General features: G+C 65.6%; 24 protein-coding genes. 12 read left to right on the forward strand and 12 right to left on the reverse strand.

Features of this window, described 5'->3' with window-relative positions:
* The first annotated feature begins 345 nt into the window (after window positions 1–345).
* On the forward strand, window positions 346–549 hold the full coding sequence (locus tag B0G69_RS14610) for a cold-shock protein (protein WP_007181784.1): 204 nt from the start codon (window positions 346–348) through the stop codon (window positions 547–549).
* 158 nt (window positions 550–707) lie between these two features.
* Here the strand turns inward: B0G69_RS14610 and B0G69_RS14615 are convergent, their stop codons facing one another.
* A complete protein-coding gene (locus B0G69_RS14615; protein WP_121318009.1) occupies window positions 708–1028 on the reverse strand; it encodes a hypothetical protein in 321 nt (106 codons plus the stop codon).
* A gap of 331 nt (window positions 1029–1359) precedes the next feature.
* Between B0G69_RS14615 and B0G69_RS14620 the strand changes: the two genes are divergently transcribed.
* The 4 genes from B0G69_RS14620 (at window position 1360) to B0G69_RS14635 (ending at window position 5769) form a co-directional block, all read left to right on the forward strand.
* Window positions 1360–1752: a hypothetical protein gene (locus tag B0G69_RS14620; protein ID WP_121318011.1), complete on the forward strand. Its 393-nt coding sequence runs from the start codon at window positions 1360–1362 to the stop codon at window positions 1750–1752.
* Window positions 1753–1998: 246 nt separating this feature from the next.
* Window positions 1999–3420 carry a hopanoid biosynthesis associated radical SAM protein HpnJ gene (gene hpnJ, locus B0G69_RS14625; RefSeq protein WP_121318013.1) on the forward strand — a complete coding sequence of 474 codons (1422 nt, stop codon included), beginning with the start codon at window positions 1999–2001 and terminating at the stop codon, window positions 3418–3420.
* Window positions 3417–4577: a bacteriohopanetetrol glucosamine biosynthesis glycosyltransferase HpnI gene (gene hpnI / locus B0G69_RS14630; RefSeq protein WP_121318015.1), complete on the forward strand. Its 1161-nt coding sequence runs from the start codon at window positions 3417–3419 to the stop codon at window positions 4575–4577. Before hpnJ ends, hpnI (B0G69_RS14630) begins: the two co-directional genes overlap by 4 nt.
* Before the next feature lie 148 nt (window positions 4578–4725).
* Window positions 4726–5769: a flippase-like domain-containing protein gene (locus tag B0G69_RS14635; RefSeq protein ID WP_121318017.1), complete on the forward strand. Its 1044-nt coding sequence runs from the start codon at window positions 4726–4728 to the stop codon at window positions 5767–5769.
* 60 nt (window positions 5770–5829) lie between these two features.
* On the opposite strand, the gene B0G69_RS14640 is transcribed toward B0G69_RS14635, so the two are convergent.
* Both B0G69_RS14640 and B0G69_RS14645 read right to left on the reverse strand, forming a co-directional pair.
* Window positions 5830–7251, reverse strand: a complete 1422-nt coding sequence (locus B0G69_RS14640) for an ATP-binding protein (protein WP_121318019.1) — start codon at window positions 7249–7251, stop codon at window positions 5830–5832.
* A complete protein-coding gene (locus B0G69_RS14645; RefSeq protein ID WP_121318021.1) occupies window positions 7248–7907 on the reverse strand; it encodes a response regulator transcription factor in 660 nt (219 codons plus the stop codon). Before B0G69_RS14645 ends, B0G69_RS14640 begins: the two co-directional genes overlap by 4 nt.
* A gap of 338 nt (window positions 7908–8245) precedes the next feature.
* Here B0G69_RS14645 and B0G69_RS14650 point away from each other — a divergent pair, with 338 nt between their 5' ends.
* Genes B0G69_RS14650 through hpnK form a run of 3 tightly spaced genes read left to right on the forward strand, consistent with a single transcriptional unit; the run spans window position 8246 to window position 10749 of the window.
* Entirely contained in the window at window positions 8246–8596 is a 351-nt protein-coding gene (locus tag B0G69_RS14650) for a hypothetical protein (RefSeq protein WP_121318023.1), read from the forward strand.
* Window positions 8597–8609: 13 nt separating this feature from the next.
* Window positions 8610–9929, forward strand: a complete 1320-nt coding sequence (gene hpnI, locus B0G69_RS14655) for a bacteriohopanetetrol glucosamine biosynthesis glycosyltransferase HpnI (protein WP_121318025.1) — start codon at window positions 8610–8612, stop codon at window positions 9927–9929.
* Window positions 9919–10749 carry a hopanoid biosynthesis-associated protein HpnK gene (gene hpnK / locus B0G69_RS14660; protein ID WP_121318027.1) on the forward strand — a complete coding sequence of 277 codons (831 nt, stop codon included), beginning with the start codon at window positions 9919–9921 and terminating at the stop codon, window positions 10747–10749. Before hpnI (B0G69_RS14655) ends, hpnK begins: the two co-directional genes overlap by 11 nt.
* 111 nt (window positions 10750–10860) lie before the next feature.
* Here hpnK and B0G69_RS14665 read toward each other — a convergent pair whose 3' ends face one another.
* The 3 genes from B0G69_RS14665 to B0G69_RS14675 are packed head-to-tail and all read right to left on the reverse strand — an operon-like array spanning window position 10861 to window position 16413.
* The gene (locus B0G69_RS14665; RefSeq protein ID WP_121318029.1) at window positions 10861–13911 is read right to left on the reverse strand and encodes an efflux RND transporter permease subunit; all 3051 of its coding nucleotides are present in this window, start codon (window positions 13909–13911) and stop codon (window positions 10861–10863) included.
* A complete protein-coding gene (locus B0G69_RS14670; RefSeq protein WP_121318031.1) occupies window positions 13908–15050 on the reverse strand; it encodes an efflux RND transporter periplasmic adaptor subunit in 1143 nt (380 codons plus the stop codon). Before B0G69_RS14670 ends, B0G69_RS14665 begins: the two co-directional genes overlap by 4 nt.
* Window positions 15040–16413 (reverse strand): TolC family protein, encoded by a 1374-nt coding sequence (locus B0G69_RS14675; RefSeq protein WP_241991370.1) that lies wholly within the window; start codon window positions 16411–16413, stop codon window positions 15040–15042. The genes B0G69_RS14670 and B0G69_RS14675 overlap by 11 nt, the downstream gene beginning before the upstream one ends.
* Before the next feature lie 359 nt (window positions 16414–16772).
* Here B0G69_RS14675 and B0G69_RS14680 point away from each other — a divergent pair, with 359 nt between their 5' ends.
* From B0G69_RS14680 to B0G69_RS14690, 3 genes are all read left to right on the forward strand, one after another.
* Window positions 16773–17432, forward strand: coding sequence for a response regulator (locus B0G69_RS14680; RefSeq protein WP_121318033.1), 660 nt, complete (start codon window positions 16773–16775; stop codon window positions 17430–17432).
* Entirely contained in the window at window positions 17432–18796 is a 1365-nt protein-coding gene (locus B0G69_RS14685; protein WP_121318035.1) for an ATP-binding protein, read from the forward strand. Before B0G69_RS14680 ends, B0G69_RS14685 begins: the two co-directional genes overlap by 1 nt.
* Before the next feature lie 282 nt (window positions 18797–19078).
* Window positions 19079–19834, forward strand: a complete 756-nt coding sequence (locus B0G69_RS14690; RefSeq protein WP_121318037.1) for a ProQ/FinO family protein — start codon at window positions 19079–19081, stop codon at window positions 19832–19834.
* Between the two features lie 17 nt (window positions 19835–19851).
* Here the strand turns inward: B0G69_RS14690 and B0G69_RS14695 are convergent, their stop codons facing one another.
* Window positions 19852–21204, reverse strand: coding sequence for a TAXI family TRAP transporter solute-binding subunit (locus tag B0G69_RS14695; RefSeq protein WP_121318039.1), 1353 nt, complete (start codon window positions 21202–21204; stop codon window positions 19852–19854).
* A gap of 268 nt (window positions 21205–21472) precedes the next feature.
* Window positions 21473–22018 (reverse strand): 4-hydroxyphenylacetate 3-monooxygenase, reductase component, encoded by a 546-nt coding sequence (hpaC, locus tag B0G69_RS14700; protein WP_121318041.1) that lies wholly within the window; start codon window positions 22016–22018, stop codon window positions 21473–21475.
* 322 nt (window positions 22019–22340) lie between these two features.
* On the opposite strand from hpaC, the gene B0G69_RS14705 reads away from it, so the two are divergent.
* Window positions 22341–22991, forward strand: a complete 651-nt coding sequence (locus B0G69_RS14705) for a response regulator (RefSeq protein ID WP_121318043.1) — start codon at window positions 22341–22343, stop codon at window positions 22989–22991.
* Window positions 22992–23226: 235 nt separating this feature from the next.
* Here the strand turns inward: B0G69_RS14705 and B0G69_RS14710 are convergent, their stop codons facing one another.
* The 4 genes from B0G69_RS14710 to B0G69_RS14725 form a co-directional block, all read right to left on the reverse strand.
* Window positions 23227–23970, reverse strand: coding sequence for an SDR family oxidoreductase (locus tag B0G69_RS14710; protein WP_121318045.1), 744 nt, complete (start codon window positions 23968–23970; stop codon window positions 23227–23229).
* Between the two features lie 125 nt (window positions 23971–24095).
* The gene (locus B0G69_RS14715; protein ID WP_121318047.1) at window positions 24096–25220 is read right to left on the reverse strand and encodes an amidase; all 1125 of its coding nucleotides are present in this window, start codon (window positions 25218–25220) and stop codon (window positions 24096–24098) included.
* Complete coding sequence (locus B0G69_RS14720) at window positions 25217–25732, reverse strand: nuclear transport factor 2 family protein (RefSeq protein WP_121319410.1); 516 nt, start codon at window positions 25730–25732, stop codon at window positions 25217–25219. Before B0G69_RS14720 ends, B0G69_RS14715 begins: the two co-directional genes overlap by 4 nt.
* A 20-nt stretch (window positions 25733–25752) precedes the next feature.
* Entirely contained in the window at window positions 25753–26139 is a 387-nt protein-coding gene (locus B0G69_RS14725) for a hypothetical protein (RefSeq protein ID WP_121318049.1), read from the reverse strand.
* Between the last annotated feature and the right edge of the window lie 85 nt (window positions 26140–26224).

Below are 26224 nucleotides of genomic sequence, written 5' to 3' on the forward strand. Positions count from 1 at the left end.
GCGATCTTGAAGCGATGAAACCGACCTGCGCGGCCATGGATGGACTGCCGATAGCGCTCATCTTATCTGATTGCGCGCAATCGCATCGGCCGCCGCCTCGGTTGCGGCACGCGGCACGGCGCTTGCGGGGCGGTTGTCGCGGGGCCGGAAAAACCATAGAAGCGGCGCCGCGCAAACAGGCGTAAAGTCAGATCGCTGTGGCCGTGCCACGGCAGGAGCAGGCGCGGCCCGCGATGGTGGACGGCGCTGGTGCAATAAGGATCAGCGCGAAGCAGGCTCCCGGCGCGGCAGGTCAAAGACGGCGAACAAGGTCCAATCAACCCCAGATGCACACGAGGAATCGACATGCCAACCGGTACAGTGAAGTGGTTCAACGACGCGAAAGGATTTGGCTTCATCACACCCGATGACGGCGGCGAAGATCTTTTCGCCCATTTTTCGGAGATTCGCTCCGAGGGCTTCAAATCGTTGCAGGAAAACCAGAAGGTCAGCTTTGAAATCAAGCAGGGGCCGAAGGGGAAACAGGCAGCGGATATCAAGCCGGTGTGAAGGAAGAGGGGCAGCCGGTTCGCGTGCGGGATGAGATGCGGCCGGCTGCTTCGTGAAGCGTGGGTGGGATTCGGATCGGCGAAGGTGGCGGCCGATGCCGGCAGGTCAGTTCGAAGCAAGCCCTGAGCGCTCGAACGCTGACGCGTGGGTCCTGCATTTCAATCCGGTCGCGCACCCGGCCGCTGTATTCGTTCGCTGTATTCCTTATATCCCGCCGTTCGCCACAGCCCCGATTCCGTCGAGCAACTCATCACGCAGGCCGCGAGCGTTTCATCGCGCCGATCGCGTGGATGCCGTCCCGTCACCGCCACGTCGCGCAGCAGCCGCCCCGCGCGATGCGGACCTGCCGCGTTGAGCAGCAGCACCGGGTCCGACACGTAGCGCGCCTCGTCCAGATCGTGCGTGACGATGAGCGCGGCGGCGCCGTGCGCGCGCCGAAGCGCTTGCTGTGTCAGGCGCCAGCGGCGCCCGACGCCCAAAGCAGCTTGGGAGTGGGCCGGCGAGTTCTCAGCGCGACGCCTATGGTCGCTTCGTCATCCCGCAGTCGCTTGCCAGTACGCGATGGTCGAGTGATTTGCCAACTGGCTCGCCAATCGCAATCGGCATTTTCAGCGTTAACTGAATAGGGACCGTCGAACCCATCGATCTCCCATGCACGAACGTCATCGCGCGTCACACCGTGAACGCAGTCAGCGCTCGCAATGAAATGTCCCCCGACACCGCGACCCCCACGGCCCGCCAGTGAAATGTGGCACGATCAGTTCAACCGCCGCGGGCAAGGCGGCACGTTGAGAATGCAGCGAGGGCATCGTGGACAAAAACAGCGCATACAAGGAAATAACCGACAACGGCGGCGCACCGTATGCAAGGTACTTCGCCACGCAGAACCCCGAGCACCCGCTTACGCCGTTCTGCCATCGCTACCTGTTCGAAAAGGATCTCGAAGCGAGAACCGCCGCGCACGACGAAGAGCGCGGCTTCGCGCTGAAGTCGCTCGCGCAGATGGAGTCGTCGTCGCATCTTGCGCAAGCGGCGGCGAGCGCGTCGCGCGATGCGGCCACGGCCGCGCATACGTCCGCGCTGAGCGCGCGGCGCTCGGCATTCTGGACGATGATGGCCGCGATCGCGTCGGCGCTCGGCGTAGTGGTAAACGCTGCCCTCAATCTGGGCTGGCTCGACTGGGCAAGGCACGTTGTCCGGTGAGACAGGCAGCGCGCGAGTCACCGCGCATTTTTTGTCCGGCTAGCATAAGAAAAAGACAGGCGTGCGTGACGTGAAACTAAACCGCAGAACCATGCCGCTCATCGCGTGAACGCAGTATTATTCATCAGGTTTCCTTCAGCTTTGCTCCGTACTATCTGCGCCACCCGTTCGCGTTCGCACGAACCACGGTTCCGATAGTGTCTCGACAGAAAACTGAAAACGCCGCACAGGCTTGCTGGAGTCCCTATGAAAACTCTGTTCTTGCAGGCTCCGTCATTCGACGGCTTCGACGGCGGCGCAGGTTCGCGCTACCAGGCCAAACGTGAGGTCAAGTCGTTCTGGTATCCCACCTGGCTTGCCCAGCCAGCCGCTCTGATTCCCGACAGCCGCGTCTTCGATGCCACCGCGAATGGCGCCTCCGTGGACGAGACGCTCGACGTCGCCCAGCAATACGATCTCGTCATCATCCACACCAGCACACCTTCGTTTCCCACCGACGCGCTCTTCGCGCAGCATCTCAAGGAACGCAAGCCGTCGATCCTGATCGGCATGGTCGGCGCGAAGGTGGCGGTCGATCCGCACAATTCGCTTACCGCGACCGAGGCGATCGACTTCGTCGGCCGCGAAGAATTCGATTTCACCTGCAAGGAAGTCGCCGAAGGCGTGCCGTTCGCGCAGATCAAGGGCTTGAGCTATCGCGCGGCGGACGGTTCGATCGAACATAACGAAGCGCGTCCAATTCTCGAGAACATGGACGAGCTGCCGTTCGTCGCGCCGGTCTACAAGCGCGATCTGAAGATCGAAAACTACTTCAACGGCTACCTGAAGCATCCGTACGTCTCGCTCTACACCGGCCGCGGCTGCCGCTCGCGGTGCACGTTCTGCCTGTGGCCGCACACGGTCGGCGGCCATCGCTACCGGGTGCGCTCGGCCGAGCACGTGCTCGAGGAAGTGAAGTGGATTCGCGACAACATGCCTGAAGTCAAGGAGATCATGTTCGACGACGACACCTTCACCGACTTCAGGCCGCGCGCCGAAGAAATTGCGCGGGGCATGGGCAAGCTGGGCGTGACGTGGTCATGCAACGCGAAGGCCAACGTGCCGTACGAGACGCTGAAGATCATGAGGGAGAACGGCCTGCGCCTGTTGCTCGTCGGCTATGAATCCGGCGACGACCAGATCCTCGTGAACGTGAAGAAGGGCTTGCGCACGGACATGGCACGGCGCTTTGCGAAAGACTGCCGCGCGCTCGGCATCAAGGTTCACGGCACCTTCATTCTTGGCTTGCCGGGCGAGACGCCGGAAACGATCCGCAAGACCATCGAGTACGCGAAAGAGGTCAATCCGCTGACGATCCAGGTGTCGCTTGCCGCGCCGTATCCCGGCACTGTGCTCTATGACCAGGCGGTCGAGAACGGCTGGCTCGCGGAGAACAAGGTCATCAATCTCGTCAGCAAGGAAGGCGTGCAGCTGGCGGCGATCGGCTATCCGCACCTGTCGCGCGACGAGATGTATCACCAGCTCGAAAACTTCTACAAGCGCTTCTATTTCCGCCCGTCGAAAATCTGGGAAATCCTGCGCGAGATGTTTACCAGCTGGGACATGATGAAACGGCGCCTGCGTGAAGGCGTCGAATTCTTCCGTTTCCTGCGTGCCCATCAGGCGTGAACGCCACACACCTGCTCGCCGTCACGCTGGCCTACGCGTGTGCGGCGGCGGCTGTGTTCGGCATCGGCTATACGGTGCTGGCCGGCGTGCTGATCGGGCGCTTCTTCGCCCGGCCGGTGTCCACGCCGACCAGCTTTCCGCCGGTAACGATCGTCAAACCGCTGCACGGCAACGAGTGGGCGCTGCTCGCCAATCTGTCGAGCTTCTGCGAGCAGGATTATCCGGGGCCGATGCAATTCGTATTCGGCGTGCACGACTCGAACGACCCCGCGCTTCAAGCCGTTGAGGAACTGCGGCGGCTGCATCCCGACGCCGACATCACGGTGGTCGCCGATGCGCGTCTGTACGGCCCGAACCGCAAGATCAGCAACATCATCAACATGATGCCGCAGGCGAGGCACGACGTGCTGGTGTTTGCCGACAGCGACGTGAGCGTTGCGCGCGACTATCTGCGCAACGTCATGGGCGAACTGCAGAAGCCGGACGTGGGGCTCGTCACCTGCGCGTATCACGGACAACCCGACCCGGGCTTCTGGCCGCGGCTGTCGGTCAAGGCCACCAACTACCAGTTCCTGCCTAGCGTGGTGATCGGGCTCGCAGTCGGACTCGCACGGCCGTGCTTCGGTCAGACCATCGTGATGCGGCGCGACACGTTCGACAAGATCGGGGGCTTCGCGCCGTTCGTGCGGCATCTCGCCGAGGATCACGCGATCGGCGAAGCGGTGCGCATGATCGGCGAGAAAGTCGTGATTCCGCCGTTTCCGATTTCGCATGCGTGCGTCGAATCGAGCGCGACGCAGCTGATCGCGCATGAACTGCGCTGGAGCCGCACGATTCGCTATATCGATCCGCCCGGGCATCTGGGCTCGGCGCTGATTCATCCGCTGCCGTTCGCGTTGCTGGCGGTTGCGTTTTCGGGCGGCGCGATCTGGGCATGGCCGCTCGCCTTCATCGCGATGTGCGCGCGGCTCGCGCTGCAACTGCTCACCGACCGTGCGTTGCGGCTGCGCCCGCGCGACCTCTGGCTGCTGCCGTTATGGGATATCGTGTCGTTTGCGATTTTCATTGCGAGCTTCCGGTCATCGCGCGTGATCTGGCGGGGCTTCAGCTTCAAGGTGGACGGCGACGGCCTGTTGTCGGCGACACAGGACGAGTGACGGATGAACGGCAAGGCAGGGCGGTCATGATGGATGGGCTTTTCGAACGGCGCGAAGCGGACTGTGCGGCTGCATGCGCGGCGAGTGGCGCCGTACCCGCTGCGCAATTGATCGCGCCGATGATGCGCGCACGCGAGGTGTGCGCGTGATGAAGCACTTCGGCCGCGCCGCCGCGCTACTCGGCTTGCTACTGTCGCTATGGCTCGTGTGGCGCGACAATCCCGGCGCCGTGCTCGGCGCACTGCGGGCCGCGGGCGCCGGTCTCGTACTGGCGGCGCTCGTGCACCTGTTGCCGATGCTGGCCAACGCCTGCAGCTGGCGCTCGCTGATTCGCGGCGCGCAACAGCCGAGCGTGCTCCAGATGCTGCACCTCGTGTGGGTGCGCGAATCGATCAACAGCATGCTGCCGGTCGCGCGTATCGGCGGCGAAGTCGTCGCGTTCCGCATGCTCCGGCGCTGGGACACGCGGGCTTCGACGGCGGTGGGCAGCATCGTCGTCGACATGCAGCTCACGGTGATCAGCCAGTTGCTGTTCACGATGGTCGGCATCGGTTTCCTGTTCGCGCACGCGCAGTCCGACACGCTGCGCCTCGCGGGGCAGCTGGCATGGGGCGTGGTGGTGCTCGCGCCGCTGCTACTGCTGTTCGCGCTCGTGCAGCATGCAAATCCGTTCGCGCGCATCACGCGCGTGCTCAACCGGATGACGAGCGGCAAGCTCGCGGCGCTGGTCGGCCAGTCCGCGCAGATCGATCAGTCGATCAAGCTGATCTGGCGGCGGCGTGCAGTGGTGCTGCGCTATCTATTCGTCTGGCAAGTGCTGCAATCCTTGATGACGGCACTCGAAATCTGGCTCGCGCTGTATTTCCTCGGCGTGCGGATCACGTTCGTCGAAGCGATCGTGATCGAATCGCTGATCCAGGCAATCAGCAGCGCGGCGTTCTTCGTGCCGGGCGGCCTGGGCGTACAGGAAGGCGGCTTTATTCTGATCGGCGGCGCGCTCGGGCTCGATCCGTCCACCTGTCTGGCATTGGCCGCCGCGCGGCGGATTCGCGACGTGCTGATATTCGTGCCGGGGCTGATCGCGTGGCAGTTCGCCGAGTCGCCGACGCGCGCAAACGCGCTGGCGAAACAGGGAGCGGGCGCGGAACGGCGCGAGCCGCGCTCCGCTGTGACAGAGAGTGGCCGGCGTTAGGCATTAGGCGAGACGAACCGGCGCAAGCCCTTGAAAAGACGAGACCGGCGTGCAGCCGCGTCAGTGCGCGTGTGCCTGCTGCTGTTCCTGCACGTGGGCCGGAAACGACACCTCCACCTTCAGACCCCGTCCGCCGGTGCTCGCGGCCAGATTCAGCCGCGCGCCGAAATGTCCGGCGATACGCGCGACGATCGACAACCCCAGGCCGCTGCCGGAAGCTGTATTGCCCGTCGCGCGAAAGAAGCGGTGGGTCAGGCGGGCGAGGTCGTCCGGCGCAACACCGGGGCCGTCGTCGCACACGCTGATCTGCACGCGGTCGCCGGCCTGGCTGACCGCGACTTCGACGCTGCCGCCGCTGCGCCCGTACTTGATCGCGTTATCGAGCAGATTGTCGAGCAGGATACCGACCAGTACCGGCTCCGCGTCGATCTCGGCGTGCGTGTCGCCGCTCAGCGTCACGCGGATGTTCTTCTGCTGCGCGTTGAGTTCGTTCGCGCGCAGCGTGTTCTTCGCCACCGTCGCGGGCTTGAGCGGCACCGTCGACAATTTTTCGTGCGCGTCGAGCCGCGCGAGCAGCAGCAGTTGTTCCGCGAGCCGTGCGCTGCGATCCACGCCTTGCACGACGCGCTCCATGGCGAGCCGCTGCAATGCGGCGTCGGGCTCGGCCAGCGCGACTTGCGCCTGCACCTTGATCGCGGCGAGCGGCGTCTTCAGTTCATGGGCGGCGTCGGCGGTGAACGCGCGCTCACGCTCCAACGAGTTCTGCAAACGCGACAGCATCAGATTGATCGCGTCGACGAGCGGCCGCACTTCGAGCGGGGCACAGCCGATATCGACCGGCTCCATCCGGTTGACGTCGCGCGAGCGAATCGCGCCCGACAGCACCTTCAGCGGCGCCAGACTCCAGCCGATGCTGAACCACACCAGCAGCGCCAGCACCGGCAATGCGATCAGCGTGGGACGCGCGACGCGGCTCGCGACGCCGCTCACCAGGTCGCTGCGCGTATTGGCCGGTTCGAACACGCGCACGGTGTGGCCGAGCGCGGTGTCGCGCAGCGTGAACGAGTGATACCGCTCGCCGCCGAGCGTGATGTCGCGCGCGCCGCTGACGGACGGCGCCGGCAGGTCCCATGCGCCGAGCGCACGTAATTGCGGGCTGCCCGCGAGCACGTCGCCATTTGCGCCGCGCACCTGGAAGAGGGCGTCGCGCGGCAGGGTGTCGTCATCATCGAGATCGCTGGCGCCGGGGTCGCCGCCTTTTTCTTCTTCGCGCACGTCGATGCGCGCGTTGGCGAGCGTGGTCAGGTTGCGTGGGTCGAGGAGCGCGAGAATCTGCGCGAGTTCCGCAAGACGCGCATCTTCCCATTCGCCGACTTCACGCGTGGCCTGACGATAACTCGACACCAGCGCGATGCCCCAGATCAGCACGATGCTGGCGAGCACCAACAACACGAGGCGCCGGCGAATCGACGCGCCCATCACGCTTTCTCCACCACGTAGCCGATATTGCGCACGGTCTTGATCAGCCCCGTGCCGAGTTTCTTGCGCAGGTTCGAGACGTGCACCTCGATCGCGTTGCTTTCGATTTCTTCCTGCCAGCCGTACAGGCTTTCTTCGAGTTGCGAGCGCGATTGCGGAATGTCCTGATGGGTCAGCAACTGCAACAGGATCGCCCATTCGCGCGACGTGAGCGGCACGCGCGTCGCGCCCACTTCAACCGTCTGCGCGACCGGATTGACCGTCAGGTCCTGATAGCGGATCAGCTCGACACTGCGGCCTTGCGCGCGGCGCAGCAGAGCGCGGCAGCGCGCGATCAGTTCGGTCAGGTCGAAGGGCTTGCCGAGGTAGTCGTCCGCGCCGGCTTCGAGACCGCCGACGCGGTCGGCCACCGTGCCTTTCGCGGTCAGCACCAGCACCGGCACGTCCTTGCCGGTGTCGCGCAGGCGCTTGAGCAGTTCCATACCGGAGACGCGCGGCAAGCCGAGATCGAGCACCACCAGCGCATACGCGGTGGTGTCGAGCGCGAGGCCGGCCTTGTGGCCGTCGCGTGCCCAATCGACAGTGAAGCCCGCTTGTCGCAAGCCGGCTTCGACGCCGTAGCCGATCAGATCGTCGTCTTCTACGAGGAGTATGCGCATGGTGGGAAATGTCCGTTTCGAATGTGTATTGCGTGACGGCAGGCGTTTTCATGTTAGCGCCGCTCGTGGATCCGCAGTTTAACCAGCCGCTTCGTCAGAGTGCCTTTATACCGCGCTCATGCTTAAGGTTTCCTTCAGTTCGAATGGATAGTATCGCCCCTCAGCAACCCGGTTCGCGAGGCGATGATGAATAGGTGATGCGCTTTTTTCAACCGCGCTTCTCACCCACGTTCGTCAGCCATTTGCAATCAGATCGTAAGGACATCGATGGAATATTTTCAGCGATGTCCATACCGACCCATTCCGCCGTGTGTTTCTTCGCGTCACGAGGCCACGTCATGAAGCCACTCGCCGTCGACATGCTGCGCGCTCATCTGCTGGTCGCCTCGCTCACGGCCATGGCCGCCGAGGCGATCGTCTGCGTTGCACTGCTGGTGTTGCCCGTGTCGCAGCATTTCTTCGGCTCCGCTTCGTTCCGGCTGCTCGCGATTGCGGTGATCGTCGGCGGCGTGGTCGTGACGCGCGAATTCGCGCAGGCCGCGTTCGAGGTCGCGGTCAGAAGCCATCACACGATGCCGGCAGAGCGCTGCGAGCGGCCGGTCGAGATCGCGCCGGATTGTCCGCGGCGCTGGCTCGTCATTCTTCATCTGCGGCTGACCGGCCAACCGTTCGTGCTGGCCGCGCACTGACGGAAAACGGGCGATGGCGGCGCACGTATGGACCGTATGCCAATGGATTCTGTCGGCAGGCTGCATGGGCGCCGCGTTCTACGCGATGACCGCCGTGGTGGCGACGCGGTTTCACGGCACGAGCCGTCACGCTTCGATCCATCGAGAGAACCCCTCTGATTTTCGCGCGGCCGCCGTCAGCGCGCCGCAATCGGCACAAGCGACGCAATCACCGCAGTTGCCGCATCCATTCGGGCAGGTTGGCGTCAGCGTGCTCAAACCGCTGTGCGGCGCCGAGCCGCGTCTGTACGAAAACCTGCGAACCTTCTGCGAGCAACGTCACGGGCATTTTCAACTGGTGCTCGGCGTGTCGTCGCCGCGCGACCCCGCGATCGCGGTGGCGCGCCGTTTGCAAGCCGCCTATCCGGCGCACGACATCGAGCTGGCAATCGACACGCGCGTGCACGGCAGCAATCTCAAGGTCAGCAATCTGATCAATATGGTGGGGCGGGCCCGCTACGACGTGATCGTGATTGCCGACAGCGATATTGCCGTCTCAGCCGACTACCTCGACAGCGTCGCCGCGCCGCTCGCGGACCCACGCGTGGGTGTCGTCACGTGTCTGTACGTCGCGCGAGGCGTCGGCGGATTCTGGCCGCGCGTGGGTGCGCTCTTCATCAATGAGTGGTTCGCGCCGTCGGTGCGCGTCGCGCACGCGATCGGTTCGCGCCGCTTCGGTTTCGGCGCGACTCTCGCGTTGCGTCGGGCGACGCTCGAACGCATCGGCGGCTTCGACGCGCTGAAAAACTGTCTCGCGGACGATTACTGGCTCGCCGAACACGTGCGCGCGCTGGGCTTGCAAACGGTGCTCTCGCGCGTGATCGTGGCCACCGACGTGATCGAGCCGACCTTCGGCGAGCTATGGCAACGTGAAACCCGCTGGTTGCGCACCATTCGCTCGGTGAATCCGTGGGGTTTCGCCTCGTTGGCGATCACGTTCGCAACGCCGTGGCTGCTGGTTGGCGCGTGGCTGAGCTTTTCTCTCGCGACGTGCGCGGCCCACGGCGTGCACAGCGCGGTCGCACTGGCGAGCGCCGCCGCCACGGCGGCCGGGTTCGGGGCGCGCGTGCTGCTGCATCTGCGCGCCGCGCGGCACGAGCAGACGTTCTGGCGAGATCTGCCGCTCGTGCCGCTACGCGATACGTTGCTGGCGTTGCAATGGTGCGCCGGCGCGTTCGGCTCCCACGTGACCTGGCGCGGCGTGCGCGTACCGCTCGGCGCGTCGGCTGCGACGCCGGCGCCCAGCGGGCGCCTGAACGTGATGGATACGATGGAGGTGTCCGATGGCGGCTAGGCCACGCGGGCTGATCGTCACGGCCGACGATTTCGGCCTGCATCCGCGCGTGAATCTGGCGGTCGAGCGCGCGCATCGCGACGGCGTGTTGAGCGCGGCGAGCCTGATGATCGGCGCGCCGTCCGCAAGCGATGCCGTGGCGCGCGCGCGCACGTTGCCGCGACTGCGGGTCGGACTGCATCTGGTGCTCGCCGACGGCGCCGCGCTGCTGCCGCGCGCGCAGATTCGCGCGTTGCTCGACGAGCATGGCCGCTTCGGCGACAACATGGTGCGCGACGGCATGCGCTTCTTCTTCCTGCCACAAGTGCGCCGGCAACTCGCGCGCGAAATCCGCGCGCAGTTCGACGCCTTTGCGCAGACCGGGCTGACGCTCGATCACGTGAACACGCACAAGCATTTTCATCTGCACCCGACGGTGCTCGGGTTGATCCTCGCGATCGGCCGCGAGTACGGCATGAAGGCGATGCGCCTGCCGTTCGAAGCGAATGCGCCGCTGTGGCTGAAGCCGTGGCTCGCGCAAATGAGGGCGCGCCTCGATCGCGCGGGGATCGTGCACAACGACTACGTGCTCGGGATCGCCGGCAGCGGACGGATGGACGAAGCGGCGTGGCTCGCGGCGTTGAGCGCGCTGCCGCATGGCGTCGGCGAGATCTATTGTCATCCCGCGCTGGCGGGCGAACTGCCGTTGAGTGACGGCATGCGCGACTACCGGCATGCCGATGAATTGCAGGCGCTGCTCTCGCCGAAGGTGGCCGCCGCTATTCGCGCGTCGGGCGCGCGGGTCGGCGGATTTGCGGACGTGCTGGCGCCGCGCATGTGATGGCGGGGGTGGTTGACTGCGGGCGCGTACGTCCACGAGACCGGCCGTGGACGTACCAACAATGATGCGCGCACGCGCACGCGCACTCGCGCGCGCGGCGAAAGCTGCGCGTTATGTCGGCTGCTTCTTCATCAACAGCTTCAGCAGCACCGGCAGCAGCAACAACACCAGCGGCAACTGCACGATCAGCCCGGAGATGATCGCGATCGCGAGCGGCTGCTGCATCGCCGAGCCTTGCCCGAGCGCGAACGCGAGCGGCAGCAGCGCGAGAATTGCGGCGATCGTCGTCATGGCAATGGGGCGCAGGCGATTGCGGCCGGCGCTACGCAACGCTTCGTCGAACGGCATCTCCTCGTCACGCACGAGGCTCTGCAATTCCGACACATAGAAGATCGCCACTTCGGTGACGATGCCGATGATCATCGTCATCCCCATCATCGCGGAGATGTTCAATTCGATGCCGGTGATCCACAGGCCGATGAACACCGCGCCCGCTGCCAGCAGCGGCATCGCCAGCACCGCCAGCGCGACGCGAAAGCGTTCGTAGAGAAACAGCAGCAGGCCGAACACCAGCGCGATCGCCGCACCGAACACGGTCAGCAGGCCCTTGAACGCGATCTGCTGTTGCTGGTACAAGCCGCCCAGTTCGTAGTAGACGCCCGTCGGCAACAGGTTGGCTTCGCCGAGCGCCTTCTGCACGTCGGCGATGGTGGAACCGAGATCGCGTCCGTCGATGCGCGCGGTGACTGCGACCATCCGCTTGAGGTTGTCGCGGCTGATCTCAGGCTGGCCCGTCACCTTCATCTGATCGGCGACGCGGTTCAGCGCGAACAGATGCCCGTCCGGCGCGCGAATCTGTAACTGGCCCAGTTGCGTATCGGTCAGTTTCAACGCGCCGTCCACCCGCACGCGCACGCCGACCGTTTTCGGCCCGCTCTGGAACTGTGTCGCCACGTTGCCTTCGACCATGTCGGACACCGCTTGCGCGATCGACTGCGGGTCCATGCCCTCGGCGGCGGCCGCGGCCGGCAGGATGTGCAATTCGAGCGCGTCGCCGGCGGGGTTGATGCCGTCGTTCACGTCCACCACGCCCTGAATCTTGCCGATGCGCGCGGCGACCTTGCGCGCAGTGGTGTCGAGCGTGTTCGCGTCGTCGGAGAAGATCTTGATCTGCACAGGTTGGGGTACCGCCGTCAGGTCGCCGATCAGATCCTCCATCAACTGCGCGAGTTCGATATTGACGCCTGGCACCTGCGCTTCGACCTGCGAGCGGATTTCTTCCATCACCGTGTCGATCGGCTCGCGCCGGCCGGACTTCAGCCGCACGAAGAAGTCGCCCTTGTTGGGCTCGTTCAGGTCGCCGCCGAGACCCGCGCCGGTGCGGCGCGAATAGGTCGACACATTCGGATTCGCGCGGATGATGCGCTCGATCTGCTTCATCAGCCGGTCGGTTTCGCTCACCGAGGTGCCCGCTTCGGTGTGATAGTCGAGCACGAAGCCGCCTTCGTCCATGCTCGGCATGAAGCCGCTGCCTACCCGCGTGAACGCGAACGCGGCCACCACGATCAGCGGCACGACGCCGAGCAGCACGAGCGCGGGCTTGGTCGTAACGCGCTCGACCAGCGTCGCGTAACGCCGGTTCAGCCATGCGGCGAAGCGGGTTGCAGCATGTTCTTCGGCGTCTTTCGGTTTCAGCCACCGGTCGCACAGAATCGGCACCGCGAGCCAGGTGACGAGAAACGAAATGAACAGCGCGCTCGCCATCGTCACCGAGAGTGCCTTGAAAAATGCGCCCGTCACGCCCGACAGAAACGCGAGCGGCACGAAGATGATCAGCGTCGCCGCCGAGGACCCGGCCAGTGGCCGCGTGAATTCGAGCGCCGCGGCCATCACGCGGCCATGAAACGAGCGAGAGCCGGCTTCGCGCATGCGCCGCACGATGTGCTCGATCATCACGATCGCGTCGTCGATCACGAGGCCGACCGCGGCCGCCATGCCGCCGAGCGTCATGATGTTGAAGCCCATGCCGAACACGTCGAGCAGCAGGATCGTCGCGGCCATCACCACCGGCACCAGCGCCACGGCGATCGCGGTGATCTTCCAGTTGCGCAGGAACACGAACAGCGTAAGCGCCGCCAGCACCACGCCGATCATGATCGCGTCGCGCACGCTGGTGGCCGATGCGATGACGAGTTCGCTCTGGTCGTACCAGTTCGACAGATGCACGCCCGGCGGCATCTGATGCTGGAAGTCGGCGAGTTTCGCGCGGATCGCCTTCGCCATCGCGACGCTGTTCGCGCCGGGCTGCTGGTAGACGTTGAGCAGCACGGCGTCCTGGCCGTCGGCGGTGACGCGCATCCACTGCGGCACGACGCCCTGGCGCACCGTCGCGACGTCGCCCAGACGGATCTGCGCCGCGCCGCTCGCAGACACCACCACGTTGCGCAGTTCATCGAGCTGCGTGATCGTCGTGTTGGTGATCACGAGGTACAGCTTGTCGTGGTCCTCGATGCGGCCGTTGGCCATCAGCACGTTGTGCGCGCCGATCGCCTTCGATACGTCCGCAAGCGACAGCTTGTACGCGGCGAGGCGCGCGGGGTCGACCGCGACTTCGAACTCGTCCTGAGCGCCGCCGGTCACGTCGACCCGCGCGACGCCTTCCACCGACGACAGCAACGGCCGCATCTGGAACTGCGCGAGATCGTGCAATGCCGACAACGACTGCTGCGTCGACGTGAGGCTGTACGCGAGCACCGGGAACACGGTCGGGTCCATGCGCCGCACCTGCATCGAGGTGCCGGGCGGCAGCGTCGCGAGAATCTCGCCGATGGCTGACTGCGCCTGCAGCGTGGCCTGCGCCATGTCGGTGCCCCAGTCGAAGTTCAGCGAGATTTCCGCCGCGCCTCGGCTGGTGGTCGACTCGACGTCGCGCACGTTCGGCACGCGGCGCAGCGCTTCTTCGACCGGTATCGTGACGAGTGTGGCCATCTGTTCGGCGGGACGGTCGCCCGCGTCGAGCGAGACCACCGCGCGCGGAAACGCGACGTTCGGAAACAGCGAGATCGGCAGACGGAACGCGGTCAGTGCGCCCGCGATCGCCAGCAGTGCGATCACGAACAGCAGCGAGCGGCGGTGCGTCTGCATCCATTGACCGAAGTTCATTGCGGTGCGCCCGCGCTGGTTCGCACCGCCATGCCGTCCTTCAATTCATAGTTGCCGCTGACCACGAGGCCCTGGGCGGCATCGATCGGGCCGTCCACACCGTAGCAATCGCCGTTCTCGATCTGAACGCTTACGGCGACGCGGCGCGCCTTGTTTTGCGCCGCGATCTGGAATACGTACGTGCCCTCGTCGTCCTTCAGCACCGCCGCGCGCGGCACGACCCAATGCGTGCCGCTGCGGGTCGCGATGCTGGCGCTCACGCGCGTGCCCGGAATGAACGCACTCTGGCCGAGCGGCACGTTCGCGCCCACGTCCACCTGTTGGCTCTGCGGATTGATCGCGGCGCCGACCTGCACCACGCGGCCATTGACCGGCGTGTTCGCGAGTGCGGTCGACAGGCCGCGCAGCGTGACGGAGTCGCCCGCGTGAATCGCGGCAGCGTCCGACGGTTCGACGCCGAGCATCACGTTCGCGCGCGCGTCTTTCGCATTGCCGCCAGCCAGTTGCAGGATCGCTGCGCCCGGTTGCACCTGGTCGCCCTGTGCCGCCGACAGTTGCATCACCACGCCATCGAGCGGCGCGGTGACGACCTTGTTGCCGCTCTTGACGCCGGTCTGATTCTGCGCAGCGAGGGCCTGTTGTGCATCGTCGGCGGCCTTGCGGGCGGCTGCGAATTGCGACTGCGTGGCGAGCCCCTTGTCATACAGCGACTGCGTGCGCGTCAGCTCGCCTTGCGCGAGCGTCAAGGCGCTCTTCGCCTGGGTCGCGGCGAGCACGGCGGCGGGATCGGCCTGCACGACGAACAGCGGCGTGCCGCGCGTGACGCGCTGGCCGGACTGCACGCGCATCTGCACGATGCGAGCGACGTAGGGCAGATTGATGGTCGTGAGATTGGAGACGGACGCGGCGACGATGCCGAAACCGCGCACCGGTTGCGCGATTTCGGCGCGTTGCACGCGAACGGTCTGGACGGATACGACGGGTTGATTGGCGGCGTCAGCGGCGGGGGCCGCGCCTGCGCCGGCTGCACGAGCCGCGCTCACGGCGTGGAGCGCCACGCACAGCAGCGCGGCGCAGGCGAGCGCGCTCGCCACAGCGGCGACGCGCGGCCGTGAGCTTGGGAGTGGACTATTTCGCATGAGTGTCGATGAAGGTCTGAGCGGAGGTGAAGGCGTCGGGAATCGTGCTGCCTAGCAGCGCCTGCAAGCCGACGCGCTGTTCGGCGAGCGACTCGCGCAGTGTCGCTATGTCGACACGTTTGGCGAGCGCGGCGCTTTGCGCGTCGGTATACGCGCCGAGCGCGAGATTGTGTTCCGCATAGGCCGCGGCCGCATGCTGGGCAGCGAGGTCCACATCGGGCAGCGCGCTTTCGGTCTGCTGCCATTGCCGCGTGAGGATCGCGAGGTCCGCGCGCATCTGCGCGACGTCGGCGTAGGCCTGGTTCAGGCGCGTCTGATATTCGTCGCGCAGCCGTTGTCGGGTGGCCTTTTCGATCGCCACGTTGCCCTGGTTGCGGTTGAAGATCGGCAGACTCAGGTTGATCTGGAAGCCGCTGGTGTAGATGTTCGACGTGTCGCGCGCACGCACGAAGCCCACCGACAGGCTCGGAAACTGGCTCAGAATCGCCGCGCGATATTTCTGCTCCTGCGCTTCGTAGCCTGCCTGCAGCGCGATCAGGTCGGGGCGGCGTTGTGCGAGCGAGGCGAGCGCGCCGTCGAGCGTGGAGTCGCTCAGCGGCGCGATGTCTTCGCCGCCGCGCAGGGGCAACTGGACGTCGGGCGCGAGGCCGAGCAATGCGTTCAGATCGTGGCGCGTCTGCTGCGCGGCGCGTTCGGCGTCCGTGGCCTGCTTGCGCGCGTCGCTATAGGCGGTGAGTGCGGCGCTCAGCGTGTCGTCGGTGAGGTTGCCGTCGCGGCGCGCTTCGGCCATCCGTTCGTAGCGCGTGCGCGCGAGCTCGCGTTGTTGCTGCAGCAGCGGCAGCGTGTCCTGCTGGAAGCGCGTCTTGATGAACAACTGCCGCGCTTGCGCGACGATCTGCCATTCCTGCCAGAGCAGGCCGAGATCGGTTTTGGCGACCGTGGCGTCGGCGGACTGTTTGTTCGCGCTGCGCAGCACGATCGCCATCACGTCGATGCTCAAGCCATAATTGAACGCGCGCGTGGTGCCGGCGGCGCCGGGGTAGTCGCTCGACACGCTCAGTTGCGGGTCGGGCAACAATCCTGCCGAGTAGGCTTGAGCACGCGCGATGCCGAGATCGTCGCGGGCCAGTTTGAGCTCGGGATTGTTGGCCACCGCGAGCATCGCGACTTCGTCGATGTCGAGCCCGTCGGACGGATCGAAACGATGCGCGGCCAGCTCGGGCAGCGGCATGCGCGATGCGTCGATCTGGATGCGCTCGAGTGAACGCGCGGAGGTGGACGTGTCGTGCGGCGCGAGCGGCTCGCGGTGATACCACGCGCAGCCGCCCAGCAGCAGCGCGGCGAGGGCCACGAGCGCGCGCAGCCGTGGCGCGCAGCGCGCGGCCCCTGACGCGCAGGTGACGGCGTGCTCTGGGAGTGCCGCCGGGAAGGCCGCCGTGGCGGCGTCGAAAATGGGCAAAATCCGGCTCCGGAATGAAGAGTTGAAGCAACCGCGAGCGCATGCCGCGGAAACGTGGTGCCGAGTTTGCGCACGGAGCGCTTAAGTCACGCTTAACTTCAAATTAAGCTGGAAGCTGGACATCGGCGGCGTATTGGTCCGCTGTAAGGTGGAGATAAGGCAGCACTAAGGAAGTGCTAAGGAAGTGCTAAGGAAGTGCTAAGGAAGCGTTAAGCTGGCGGCCTGGACAATGTGCGGGCAATAAACGGGACGGAGAAAAGGCCATGCGCCTGCTACTGGTCGAAGACGACGAGATGATTGCGGAAACGGTGCTGGGCGCGATGCGCCGTTCCGGCTATGCGACCGACTGGGCTGGAGACGGCCGCGCGGCGGAGTTGTCTTTGGGCAATGATGTGTACGACCTGGTGCTGCTCGATCTCGGCTTGCCGAAGAAGGACGGCATCGACGTGCTCAACGCGTATCGCAAGCGCGGCGGCGCAGCGCCGGTCATCATCCTGACCGCGCGCGATGCGGTCGACGAACGGATTCGCGGCCTCGACGCCGGCGCCGACGATTATCTGATCAAGCCGTTCGACCTCGACGAACTGGCCGCGCGCGTGCGCGCGCTGCTGCGCCGGCGCACCGGCCAGAAGCAGCCCATCTATACGCACGGCGAACTCACGCTCGACCCCGCCGCGCACGAAGTCACCAGGGACGGTGCGCCGCTGCCGCTCGTGCCGCGCGAGTTCGCGCTGCTGCAGGCGCTGATCGAAGAGCCGACCCGCGTGTTCACGAAGGCCGAGCTCGAAGAAAAGCTGTATGGCTGGGGCGAGGAAGTCGGCAGCAACACGATCGAGGTCCACGTGCACAGCTTGCGGCGCAAGATCGGCGCGGAGCAGGTCGTGACGGTGCGCGGCGTCGGTTACCGTCTGAAGAGGTGCTGATGAGGTCGATTCGCCGCTGGCTGCTGGGCTGGTTGATTTTCGGCATGGCGGCGGCCTCGGCCGTGGCCGCCTTCGGCATCTTTCAGACGGCGCGGCAGGAAGCCGGTGAACTGTTCGACTACGAACTGCGCACGATCGCGGTGTCGTTGCCGTCGAACCTGAATGGCGCGGGAGACGGCGAGCATCGCCATCCGGACCTCGGTGGACTGTCCGACGACCGGGTCGTCATCGAAATCTGGGATCGGGGCGGCGAGCTGATCTATCACTCGATGCAGGCGCCGGTGTTCGAGCGGCTGCCGCAGGGGTTCAGCATGGTCGAGCAGGGCGGCTCGCAATGGCGCACCTTCGGCGTGCAGCAGAAAGAGCGCTACGTGCAGGTCGCGCAGCCGATCTCGGTGCGCGAGGACCTCGCGCTGCGGCTCGCACTGCACACGCTGTGGCCCCTCGGCGTGCTGGTCCCGGTGACGATCGTGCTGGTGCTGCTGGTCGTCGCGCGCGGGCTCGCGCCGATCGGCGGCCTGTCTCGCGCGCTGTCGACGCGTTCGATCGACTCGCTCGAACCGCTGCGTCTGGACGGCACCTTGCCGGTCGAAATCAAGCCGCTGGTGGAAGCGCTCAACGATCTGCTGCAAAGGCTGCATACCGCGTCACAGGCGCAGCGCACGTTCATTGCCGATGCCGCTCACGAGCTGCGCTCGCCGCTCGCCGCGTTGAAGCTGCAATTACAGGCGGCTTCGCGCGACGGCTCGTTGAAGGGCGAAGGTCAGACGATCGAGCGCGTCGAGGGACGCGTGAACCGGATCATTCATCTGGTGCAGCAGTTGTTGACGCTCGCGCGCGAGGACGCGCAGCCGGTGACGTCGATGGTGCCGGTCAGCTTGCGCCGCATCGGCGAGCAGGTGGTGGGCGACCTGTCGCTGCTGGCGGAATCGGCGCAGATCGATCTCGGGCTCGAATGCGAAGACGCGCGCACACCCAACGACGCCTACACGGTACTCGCCGACCCGCACGGCGTGGGCGTAATGTTAGCTAACCTGATCAATAACGCGATCCGGCACACGCCGCGGGGCGGCCGTGTCGATTTGATACTCAAGCGGGCGGGAGCCCGGGTCGGGTTCGACGTCGTCGACAATGGCTCGGGCATCCCGCAGGCCGAGATCGAGCGCGTGTTCGACCGCTTCTATCGCGGCGAGGAAGCGCGCGGCGACGGTAGCGGCCTCGGACTCGCGATCGTGTCGCGGATCGCCGAGCGGCATCAGTGGGGACTGTCGTTGCGTAATAACGAGGGGCGGCCGGGCCTGTGCGTGGCGGTCTTCGGTCTGAAGGCGCACGATGCCGAGGCGCCTGTCGCGCTCAGAGTCTGACGGGGCTCGCGGGAAGGGCGCGCGGCGTTGGGCGCGCACACGCCATTCGCGGGCAATCGCGGGTGCTGGCGCCGATTCGAACGGCGCTGTGAAATTGGGCTGTGAAGGGGCCCGTGAAGCGGTGAATTCGCCTGCCACCGGGTCGGCGTCGACCCGGAACGCAGGCCGGAACCGCGCTCGCTCATCGCCTCGCGGCCACCCGCGCTTGCGTCCCGACGGCGTTGTCACGAGCGCATTGCCACACGCTGCTACAATCTCGTCTTTCTCGATTGATTGTGCGCTATGGGTTTCGAACAACTCGCTGAACTGAAGAAGCAACTGGCCGCGGCACGCGCCGAAGCTGCGCCCGCCGCCAGGTCCGATGCCAAACCGGCATCCAAGCCTGCTTCGAAGGCCGATTCCAAGGCCGGTTCCAGGCCGGGCGCGAGGCCTGCCCGCAAGCCCGCGCAGCCGCGTCGCGACGCGTCCGCAGCGGCCGCGCAAGCGAAGCCCGCGGTGGACGCCAAGCCGGTCGACCCGGTGGTGAAATCGATCGGGCGTCTGCAAAAGCGCTTCCCGATCGCCTTCCCGAAGAATCCGGCGCCCAAGCTGCCGTTGAAGGTCGGCATCTTCGAAGACCTCGTCGTGCACGCGAAGGAACTGTCGCTGAGCGAACCCGAATTGCGCGACGCGATCAAGACGTGGTGCCGCGGCAGCCGCTACTGGAAGTGTCTCGTCGAAGGCGCGGCACGCGTCGATCTGACGGGCGCCGCCGCGGGCCAGGTCACCGCGCAGGAAGCGGCGGGCGCGCAGCGTCTGCAGGCGCATCGCGCCGGCAAGGGCGCGCCGAAGGCGGCAGCGGCGGGTGCGCCTGCGGTTGAAGGCGCAGCCGAAGCGGCAACCGAAGCGACGGGCGTGACGGTCAATGCAGCCGAAGCAGCGAACACGCCGAGTGCGTCCGACAGCGACGGCAAGCCGCAGGCTGGCGCCGCTGAGCCGGCCGGGTCCAACGAAACGGCTGCAGCGCCCGCCGATTCCCCGGCCGCACCCGAAGCATAAAGTCCTCGCCACCCCATCTACGGGGTGCTGCCTTGCCGCTGCGCAGCCGCCAGCCGGCTGCGCACAAAGCCGACGTGTTCGCGTAGCACATAGAACGCGTCGGCGTAGGCGAGCGGCATGCGCAACTGATTCAACGACGCCTCGATTTCGTCCAGTTGCGCGAAGAGTTGCTTGCGCTCTTCGTCGGTCGAATCGGCGAGCGCGTCGCGCTCGATCGCAATCAACGACCCGTAATAGCGATAAATGCGCGAGCGCACGCGCCAGCGGTAGAGCGCGGGAATCACACGCATGGCCGGAAACAGCAGCACCGCCACCGGCAGTAACAGCACCAGCGTGCGGTCGCCGATACTCGCGAGCCAGAACGGCAGCGTGCGGTATAGGAAACTTTTGCCGGTCTTGTAATAGCGCTGCGCGTCCTCGCTGATTTGATATTCGTGGGCGGTCGGATTCGGGAACTGCCCCGCACGCTGCAACAGCCCCGGCATGCCATGCACGTCCTGCGCCGCTTCGATCAGCAGGTCGGAGATCGCCGGATGCAGATTGGTCCGCGCGACGAGTTCGACCGTCGGGCTGATCAGATGCACCGTTTCACGCGGAATCCGGTACTTCAGATCCAGCACGCCAGGTGGCAGGTCGATCTGATCGAGGTACGGAAAGAGCCGCGTATACGCGCCCGCTTCTTCGAAATTCATCACCGAAATGCCGGGCACCTTGAGCAGGCGCAGCATCAGGCTGCGCGTGGCCGAGTCGCCGCTGAGGATCGCCGCGTCCACCTCGCCCGAGACCAGTTGGGTGGCGGCCTGCAAGCCGTCGCTCGGCACCAGCACGGTGCCGCCGCCTGGATCGATGCCGTTCGCATCCAGCAGCTTGAGCGACAGCAGACGCGTGCCGCTGCCTTCGCGGCCTATCGCGATGCGCCTGCCTTCCAGTTGTGAAAGCTGGGTCACGCCGGTGCCGCGATAGAACACGACCACCGGGATATAGAAAAGGCTGCCGAGCGACATCAGCGAGGACGTGTCGACCCCGCCGGCGACACCGCCTTGCACGAGCGCGACATCGACATGCTGTTTCGGATCGAGCAGTCGTTGCAGGTTCTGCACCGAACCATCGGACTCCAGCACGTTCAGCCGCACGCCGTTGCGGGCAAGGATTTTCCTGTACTGATTCGCGGTGACGAGAAACGAACTGTCGCGCGGGCCCGCGCTCATCGTGATGGTTTTTGGCGGCGCCGGATCGGCCACCCAGATCACCAGCGTGATCGCCAGCACGACGAGCGTGGCCACGATCACGAATGACAGCGTGTGATCGCGCCATTCGGCATGCGGCTGCTCGCCGGGAAACTGCGGGGGACGCCGACGCTGAGCTTTCATGGACACTCCGAGGCTGAAGCCGGATGAACACATTGTCCACTGTCCGCGGCCGGTTTGCCGTCGGCAGTTTGCTCTATTGACCGTGCGGGGCGCATGGCTTGCCGGTTGCGTTTCTACTGGAACATTCGAGTTCCTAAGCGTCAATGTCGATGACGCCGGCGGCTTTGTTGTCGGGCGACGTGGCGCCGCTCCAGAGGCGCCGATGCGTTCGCTTCAGGTCACAGTGGAGCGGAGCAGGCCACTACACCCAGCCGCCCGTTCACCACGTTCAACACGACGCAACCCGCTTGATGCGATGGAAATTGCGATCGAAATAGATGAGCCCGTCACCATCGGCGCGCACGCTGATACGCGTCGTCTTCACGAACATCACCGAGTGCGAGCCGACTTCCTTCAGATCGACGATTTCGCCTTGCAGGCTCGCGAGCGCATCGCGCAGCACCGGTACACCGTGTGCGCCGTCGTCCCAGATCGGCCAACCGAAGCGTTCTTCCATCGGCACCTGGGTCATCCCTGCGAAGTGGCGCGCGAGCAGCTCGTGCTCGCCGGGCAGGACGTTGACGCAGACATGCCGGTTGCCTTCGAAGGTCGCGTGCATCGCGCTCGAACGGTTCAGGCAGACGAGCAGCGTGGGCGGCGTATCGGTAACGGAGCACACCGCGCTCGCGGTGACGCCGCAACGTCCATGCGGACCGGCGGTCGTGATGACGTTGACGGCCGCGCACAGATGCGCCATCGCCTGACGGAATTGCTGCTTCTCATTGAGGTGGGCGTCGCACTCGGCGCTCGCGAGCGGGGGCGGGGTCGTGGTCATGATCTCGGTTCCTTGAGGCGCGGCATCGTGGGTGCTGATCTGGACTGAAGCGTAATCAATCCGGATCCGGAAAAAAATCCGCACGCGCGGCGCGCAGGTGGGCGTCTTTCCCAACGTGTCTAAAGTTTTCCCCAATGCCTCATGCGTCCTCTGTGCCCTGGTGCACATTTGATTCGAATGGCGAGTGCGTGCGTGGGTCGTCAGCGCCGATTCAGGTGGAATTTCAGGGTAACTAGCACTTTGCACGGTTTTTTTCGCTGGCTATGATGGTTCGCGCAACACGTCCCGAATCGCCCCATCACGAACTGCTCCCGCGCCTTCCATGCCTCACTCGCCGCAATCCGTTCCCGCCCCCGCACCGGTCGTCTACATCGTCGACGACGACGGCGGCATGCGCACGTCGCTCGCATGGCTGCTCGAATCGGTCGGCGTGAAGTCGGCGGGCTTCGCCAATGCGAGCGAGTTTCTCGCCGCGTTCGATCCGGCGATTCCCGCGTGTCTGGTGCTCGACGTGCGCATGCCGGAGCAAAGCGGCTTCGATGTGCAAGCGGAGTTGAACCGGCGGGACGCCACGTTGCCGATCATTTTCGTCAGTGGCCACGGCGACATTCCGATGTCCGTGCGCGCGTTGCAGAACGGCGCGATCGATTTCGTCGAAAAGCCCTATAACTCGCAGCAGATGCTCGATCGCGTGCAACATGCGTTGAAGCTCGCCGCGCAGCGGCACGTCGCCGGTCAGAAGCAGCGCGAGCTGCGCAAGCGAATCGAGTCGCTGACCGCGCGCGAAACGGAAGTGCTGCGCGGGGTGATCGACGGCAAAGGCAGCAAACGCATCGCGAGTGATCTGTCGATCAGCGTGAAAACGGTCGACGTGCATCGCGCGAGCATCAAGGACAAACTCGGCGCGGCTTCGATCGCGATGCTGGTGCGCGAAGTGATGGCGGTGTGGGAAAAGGACGGGGCAGCTGGCTGACAGCGTGAGTGCGATGGCGACGCAGCGGGTGCGACGTTCGGATGCAAGCGGCGAGAAGCGCGTTCAGTGTGCCGCGAACGCATAGTCAACAGCGACGGGTAACGCGAACGCAAGTGCAAGCACACGCGGCGCGAGAAGGTACACCCAGACGGCGCGTCGAAAGACACACCATGCAGGCACATCTACGCGTGCTAAACCACACCGCGCGCACCGCGCGCATCGACCGTCCTCACCGTCACCGCATGAACAACCCGCCATTCACATCCCAGCACGCGCCGTTTGCAAAGTAGGCATTCTCCGCGGCGAGCATCACCGCTACATCGGCGACGTACTCCGCCGAACCCAAACGCCCTGCGGGAATATTGGCGATCACCGCTTCGAGCTTCTCCGGCGCGACGCTTTCGTGCACGATCGGCAAATCCATCGGACCCGGCGAGATGGCGTTGACGGTCACACCGGCCGCGCCGAGGTCGCGCGCAAACACCTTGGTGAGCGTCATCACGCCGCCCTTGGCCGCCGCGTAATGCGCGCCGGTTGCCGAGCCGCCGTTCTGTCCCGCCAGCGACGCGATGTTGACGATGCGCCCCTGGCCGACATCGGCGAAATGCTGGCCGAACACCTGGCAGCCGAACAGCACACTGCGCAGATTGACGTCGATCACCTGATCGAACTGCTCGGCGGTAATCTCCATCACGGGGACGACCCTGGATGCGCCCGCGTTGTTGACCAACGCGTCCACGCGCCCCCAGCGCTGGAGGATCGCATCGCGCGCGGCTTCGAACGCGGTCTTCGCGGTGACGTCGAGATTCAGCGCGAACGCGCTGGACCCGTCGGCGCTCAGATCGCGCGCGAGCGCTTGCGCGGCGGCGAACGCGATGTCGCCGATCGCGACCGCATAGCCAGCCGCGTGAAAACGCGCGGCAATCGCGGCGCCCAGCCCGCGTGCGGCGCCTGTGACGAGTACGACTCTTTTCTGCATGACTTCGACTCCGTTAGTGAGCGACAAGCGAGAGCGGACACGACGCGCCGCCATGACACGCGGCAGCATGCGTCACCTGATGTCGTTCAGGCCGGCCCGATCCCGATCGCATTCAGGCGGCAAGATCAGGCGGCAAGCGCGGCCTCGAAACGCGCCGCAATCGCGCACACCTGTTCGTCCTGTCCTTTGCGACCGACGATCTGCAACCCCGCCTTCAGCGGCGAACCCGCGAGCGGCAGCGGCAAACTCAACGCGGGATGGCCACTCAGGTTGAACGGCCGGATCAGCTTCGACATCGCGATGACCGACGCGCCGCCGCGCGCCTCGTCGAGTGTGATGGGCAGAGCGGGCAGCGTCGGCAGAATCAGCACGTCGACGTTATCGAGCGCATGATCGACGGCCGCCGTGAATTGCCGGCGGATCTGTTGCGCCGCGTCGAGTTGCGCGGCGGTGGTGTTCGCCGCGGCGCGCAGCCGTGTGTCGAGATCGGCGCCGAGCTTGCCGGTTTCGAGCAGATGACCGAATGCGCGCGATGTCTCCACATTGATGATCGCAAGGCCCGCATCGAACGCGGCCGACAGCCCGTCGAGCCGTAGCGCGTGCGCACTGCAACCGGCCACGTCGGCCGCTCGGTCGACCGCTGCGCTGATCTCGGGCATCGCATCGGCCTGCACGATGCCGACTTTGCACACCCCTTGCCACGTGCGCGCGGCATGCACGTCGAAGTCGGCGGTGATCGCCTGCATCACGGCCACCAGCATCGACATCTCGCGCGCAAACGGCCCGACGCAATCGAGCGACGATTCGCGCGGCGCCACGCCGCGCCGCGACACACGGCCGAACGTCGGCTTAAGACCGGCCACGCCGCAGCACGCAGCGGGCCCGCGAATCGAGCCGCCGGTGTCGGTGCCGAGCGCGGCATCCGCGAGTTTCAGGCCGACCGCCGCTGCCGAACCGCTCGACGATCCGCCCGGAATACGCGTAGCGTCCTGCGGATTTTGCGGTGTGCCGGTGTAGTCGTTGATACCGGTCATGCCGAACGCGAGTTCATGCATGTTCGCTTTGCCGACGACGCGCCAGCCGGCCGCGAGCAAACGCGCGACGACCTCCGCATGCTCTGCCGCGGGCGCCGTGTCGGCCAGCGCACGGCTTGCGGCCGTGGTGGCGTAGCCGGCGATATCGATCGTGTCCTTGATCGCGATCGACGCCCCTGTGCCGCCCAGCGACAAGGTCTGGATAAACTCGTTCATGGGTTCGATGTCCTTGCATTGACTTGCCACGGCGCATTGAACAGGCGCTCGGTGCGAAAGTGAGTGATGAGCCAGTCGCGGCCATTGTCCGCCGGCGCGAAATCTACTTCGAGACGCGCCGAGATCAGCTCCGCCGGCGCATCGACATAGCCCGACGCCTGCAGCATGATCCAGCGGCCCTTCGCGGCGGCGCCGCGCACCGCGATCGTTTCCGACGTGAGGAAGTGCACGTTCACCGAGAAATGCGGCGACGGCGGCAGGTAGCGCGACAGCATCGCGACGATCGCCGCACGACCCTTCAGGCATCCGAACTTGTTGGCGTACTGTGGGCCGATGCCTTCCCAGACGGCATCGTCGGCAAACAGCGCGGCGAGCGTCTCGCCTTCGAGCGCGCCGCACGGCACATCGCATAGCGCCATATAACGCGCCATCGTGCCGCGCACCGCCGTTTCGGCTTCGAGCGCGGCGAGCCGCTCGCTCAGCGCGCGCAGCGTATCCGGGTTCGTCTCCATTGCCTCGCGCTCCGTCATGTTCACGATGCGTTCGCGTGCTGCGGCGGCACTTGCAACGCGCGTCCGACGCGTGCTTCGATCTTGCCGTAGCGCCACAGGTTGTATTCGCCGACCGGCGTCGTGCGATACAGATTGCACACGGCGACCGTCGTGTCGAAGTCGCGCACGTCGGCCATGATGTAGAAGGTCCACGGCGAGTTGTCCGCGTGGCCGACGGTGAGGCGGTCATCGTCCATGATGCCGAGCACCTCGACGCCCTCCATCGCTTCGATTGCCGCCAGCATCTTGCCGTAGGCCTGCCACACCGTGCCGATCTGCTCGCGGGGCAGATCGAAGAAATTCTGCGTGACGCCGCAGCAGAACAGAACGCGTAGCGGCAGCGCCGGATTGCCGGTCGAGTTGGACATGAGTAGGTTCTCCTTGAAACGTGTGAACAGAGGCAAAGCGAAAAGTGCTCGGGTGACTTCACGCAGCGTGCGGGGTCCCGCAGGC

It is taken from the genome of Paraburkholderia sp. RAU2J (assembly GCF_003634845.1).
In the GTDB taxonomy this organism is placed as follows: Bacteria; Pseudomonadota; Gammaproteobacteria; order Burkholderiales; family Burkholderiaceae; genus Paraburkholderia; species Paraburkholderia fynbosensis.

What these genes read in the sequence shown, in the direction of transcription:
- B0G69_RS14610 (WP_007181784.1), top strand. Translation starts at nt 346, where the DNA reads ATGCCAACCGGTACAGTGAAGTGGTTCAACGACGCGAAAGGATTTGGC.
- hpnJ (WP_121318013.1), top strand. Translation starts at nt 1,999, where the DNA reads ATGAAAACTCTGTTCTTGCAGGCTCCGTCATTCGACGGCTTCGACGGC.
- B0G69_RS14635 (WP_121318017.1), top strand. Translation starts at nt 4,726, where the DNA reads ATGAAGCACTTCGGCCGCGCCGCCGCGCTACTCGGCTTGCTACTGTCG.
- B0G69_RS14645 (WP_121318021.1), bottom strand. Translation starts at nt 7,907, where the DNA reads ATGCGCATACTCCTCGTAGAAGACGACGATCTGATCGGCTACGGCGTC.
- B0G69_RS14650 (WP_121318023.1), top strand. Translation starts at nt 8,246, where the DNA reads ATGAAGCCACTCGCCGTCGACATGCTGCGCGCTCATCTGCTGGTCGCC.
- hpnI (WP_121318025.1), top strand. Translation starts at nt 8,610, where the DNA reads ATGGCGGCGCACGTATGGACCGTATGCCAATGGATTCTGTCGGCAGGC.
- hpnK (WP_121318027.1), top strand. Translation starts at nt 9,919, where the DNA reads ATGGCGGCTAGGCCACGCGGGCTGATCGTCACGGCCGACGATTTCGGC.
- B0G69_RS14665 (WP_121318029.1), bottom strand. Translation starts at nt 13,911, where the DNA reads ATGAACTTCGGTCAATGGATGCAGACGCACCGCCGCTCGCTGCTGTTC.
- B0G69_RS14670 (WP_121318031.1), bottom strand. Translation starts at nt 15,050, where the DNA reads ATGCGAAATAGTCCACTCCCAAGCTCACGGCCGCGCGTCGCCGCTGTG.
- B0G69_RS14680 (WP_121318033.1), top strand. Translation starts at nt 16,773, where the DNA reads ATGCGCCTGCTACTGGTCGAAGACGACGAGATGATTGCGGAAACGGTG.
- B0G69_RS14685 (WP_121318035.1), top strand. Translation starts at nt 17,432, where the DNA reads ATGAGGTCGATTCGCCGCTGGCTGCTGGGCTGGTTGATTTTCGGCATG.
- B0G69_RS14690 (WP_121318037.1), top strand. Translation starts at nt 19,079, where the DNA reads ATGGGTTTCGAACAACTCGCTGAACTGAAGAAGCAACTGGCCGCGGCA.
- B0G69_RS14695 (WP_121318039.1), bottom strand. Translation starts at nt 21,204, where the DNA reads ATGAAAGCTCAGCGTCGGCGTCCCCCGCAGTTTCCCGGCGAGCAGCCG.
- hpaC (WP_121318041.1), bottom strand. Translation starts at nt 22,018, where the DNA reads ATGACCACGACCCCGCCCCCGCTCGCGAGCGCCGAGTGCGACGCCCAC.
- B0G69_RS14705 (WP_121318043.1), top strand. Translation starts at nt 22,341, where the DNA reads ATGCCTCACTCGCCGCAATCCGTTCCCGCCCCCGCACCGGTCGTCTAC.
- B0G69_RS14710 (WP_121318045.1), bottom strand. Translation starts at nt 23,970, where the DNA reads ATGCAGAAAAGAGTCGTACTCGTCACAGGCGCCGCACGCGGGCTGGGC.
- B0G69_RS14715 (WP_121318047.1), bottom strand. Translation starts at nt 25,220, where the DNA reads ATGAACGAGTTTATCCAGACCTTGTCGCTGGGCGGCACAGGGGCGTCG.
- B0G69_RS14720 (WP_121319410.1), bottom strand. Translation starts at nt 25,732, where the DNA reads ATGGAGACGAACCCGGATACGCTGCGCGCGCTGAGCGAGCGGCTCGCC.
- B0G69_RS14725 (WP_121318049.1), bottom strand. Translation starts at nt 26,139, where the DNA reads ATGTCCAACTCGACCGGCAATCCGGCGCTGCCGCTACGCGTTCTGTTC.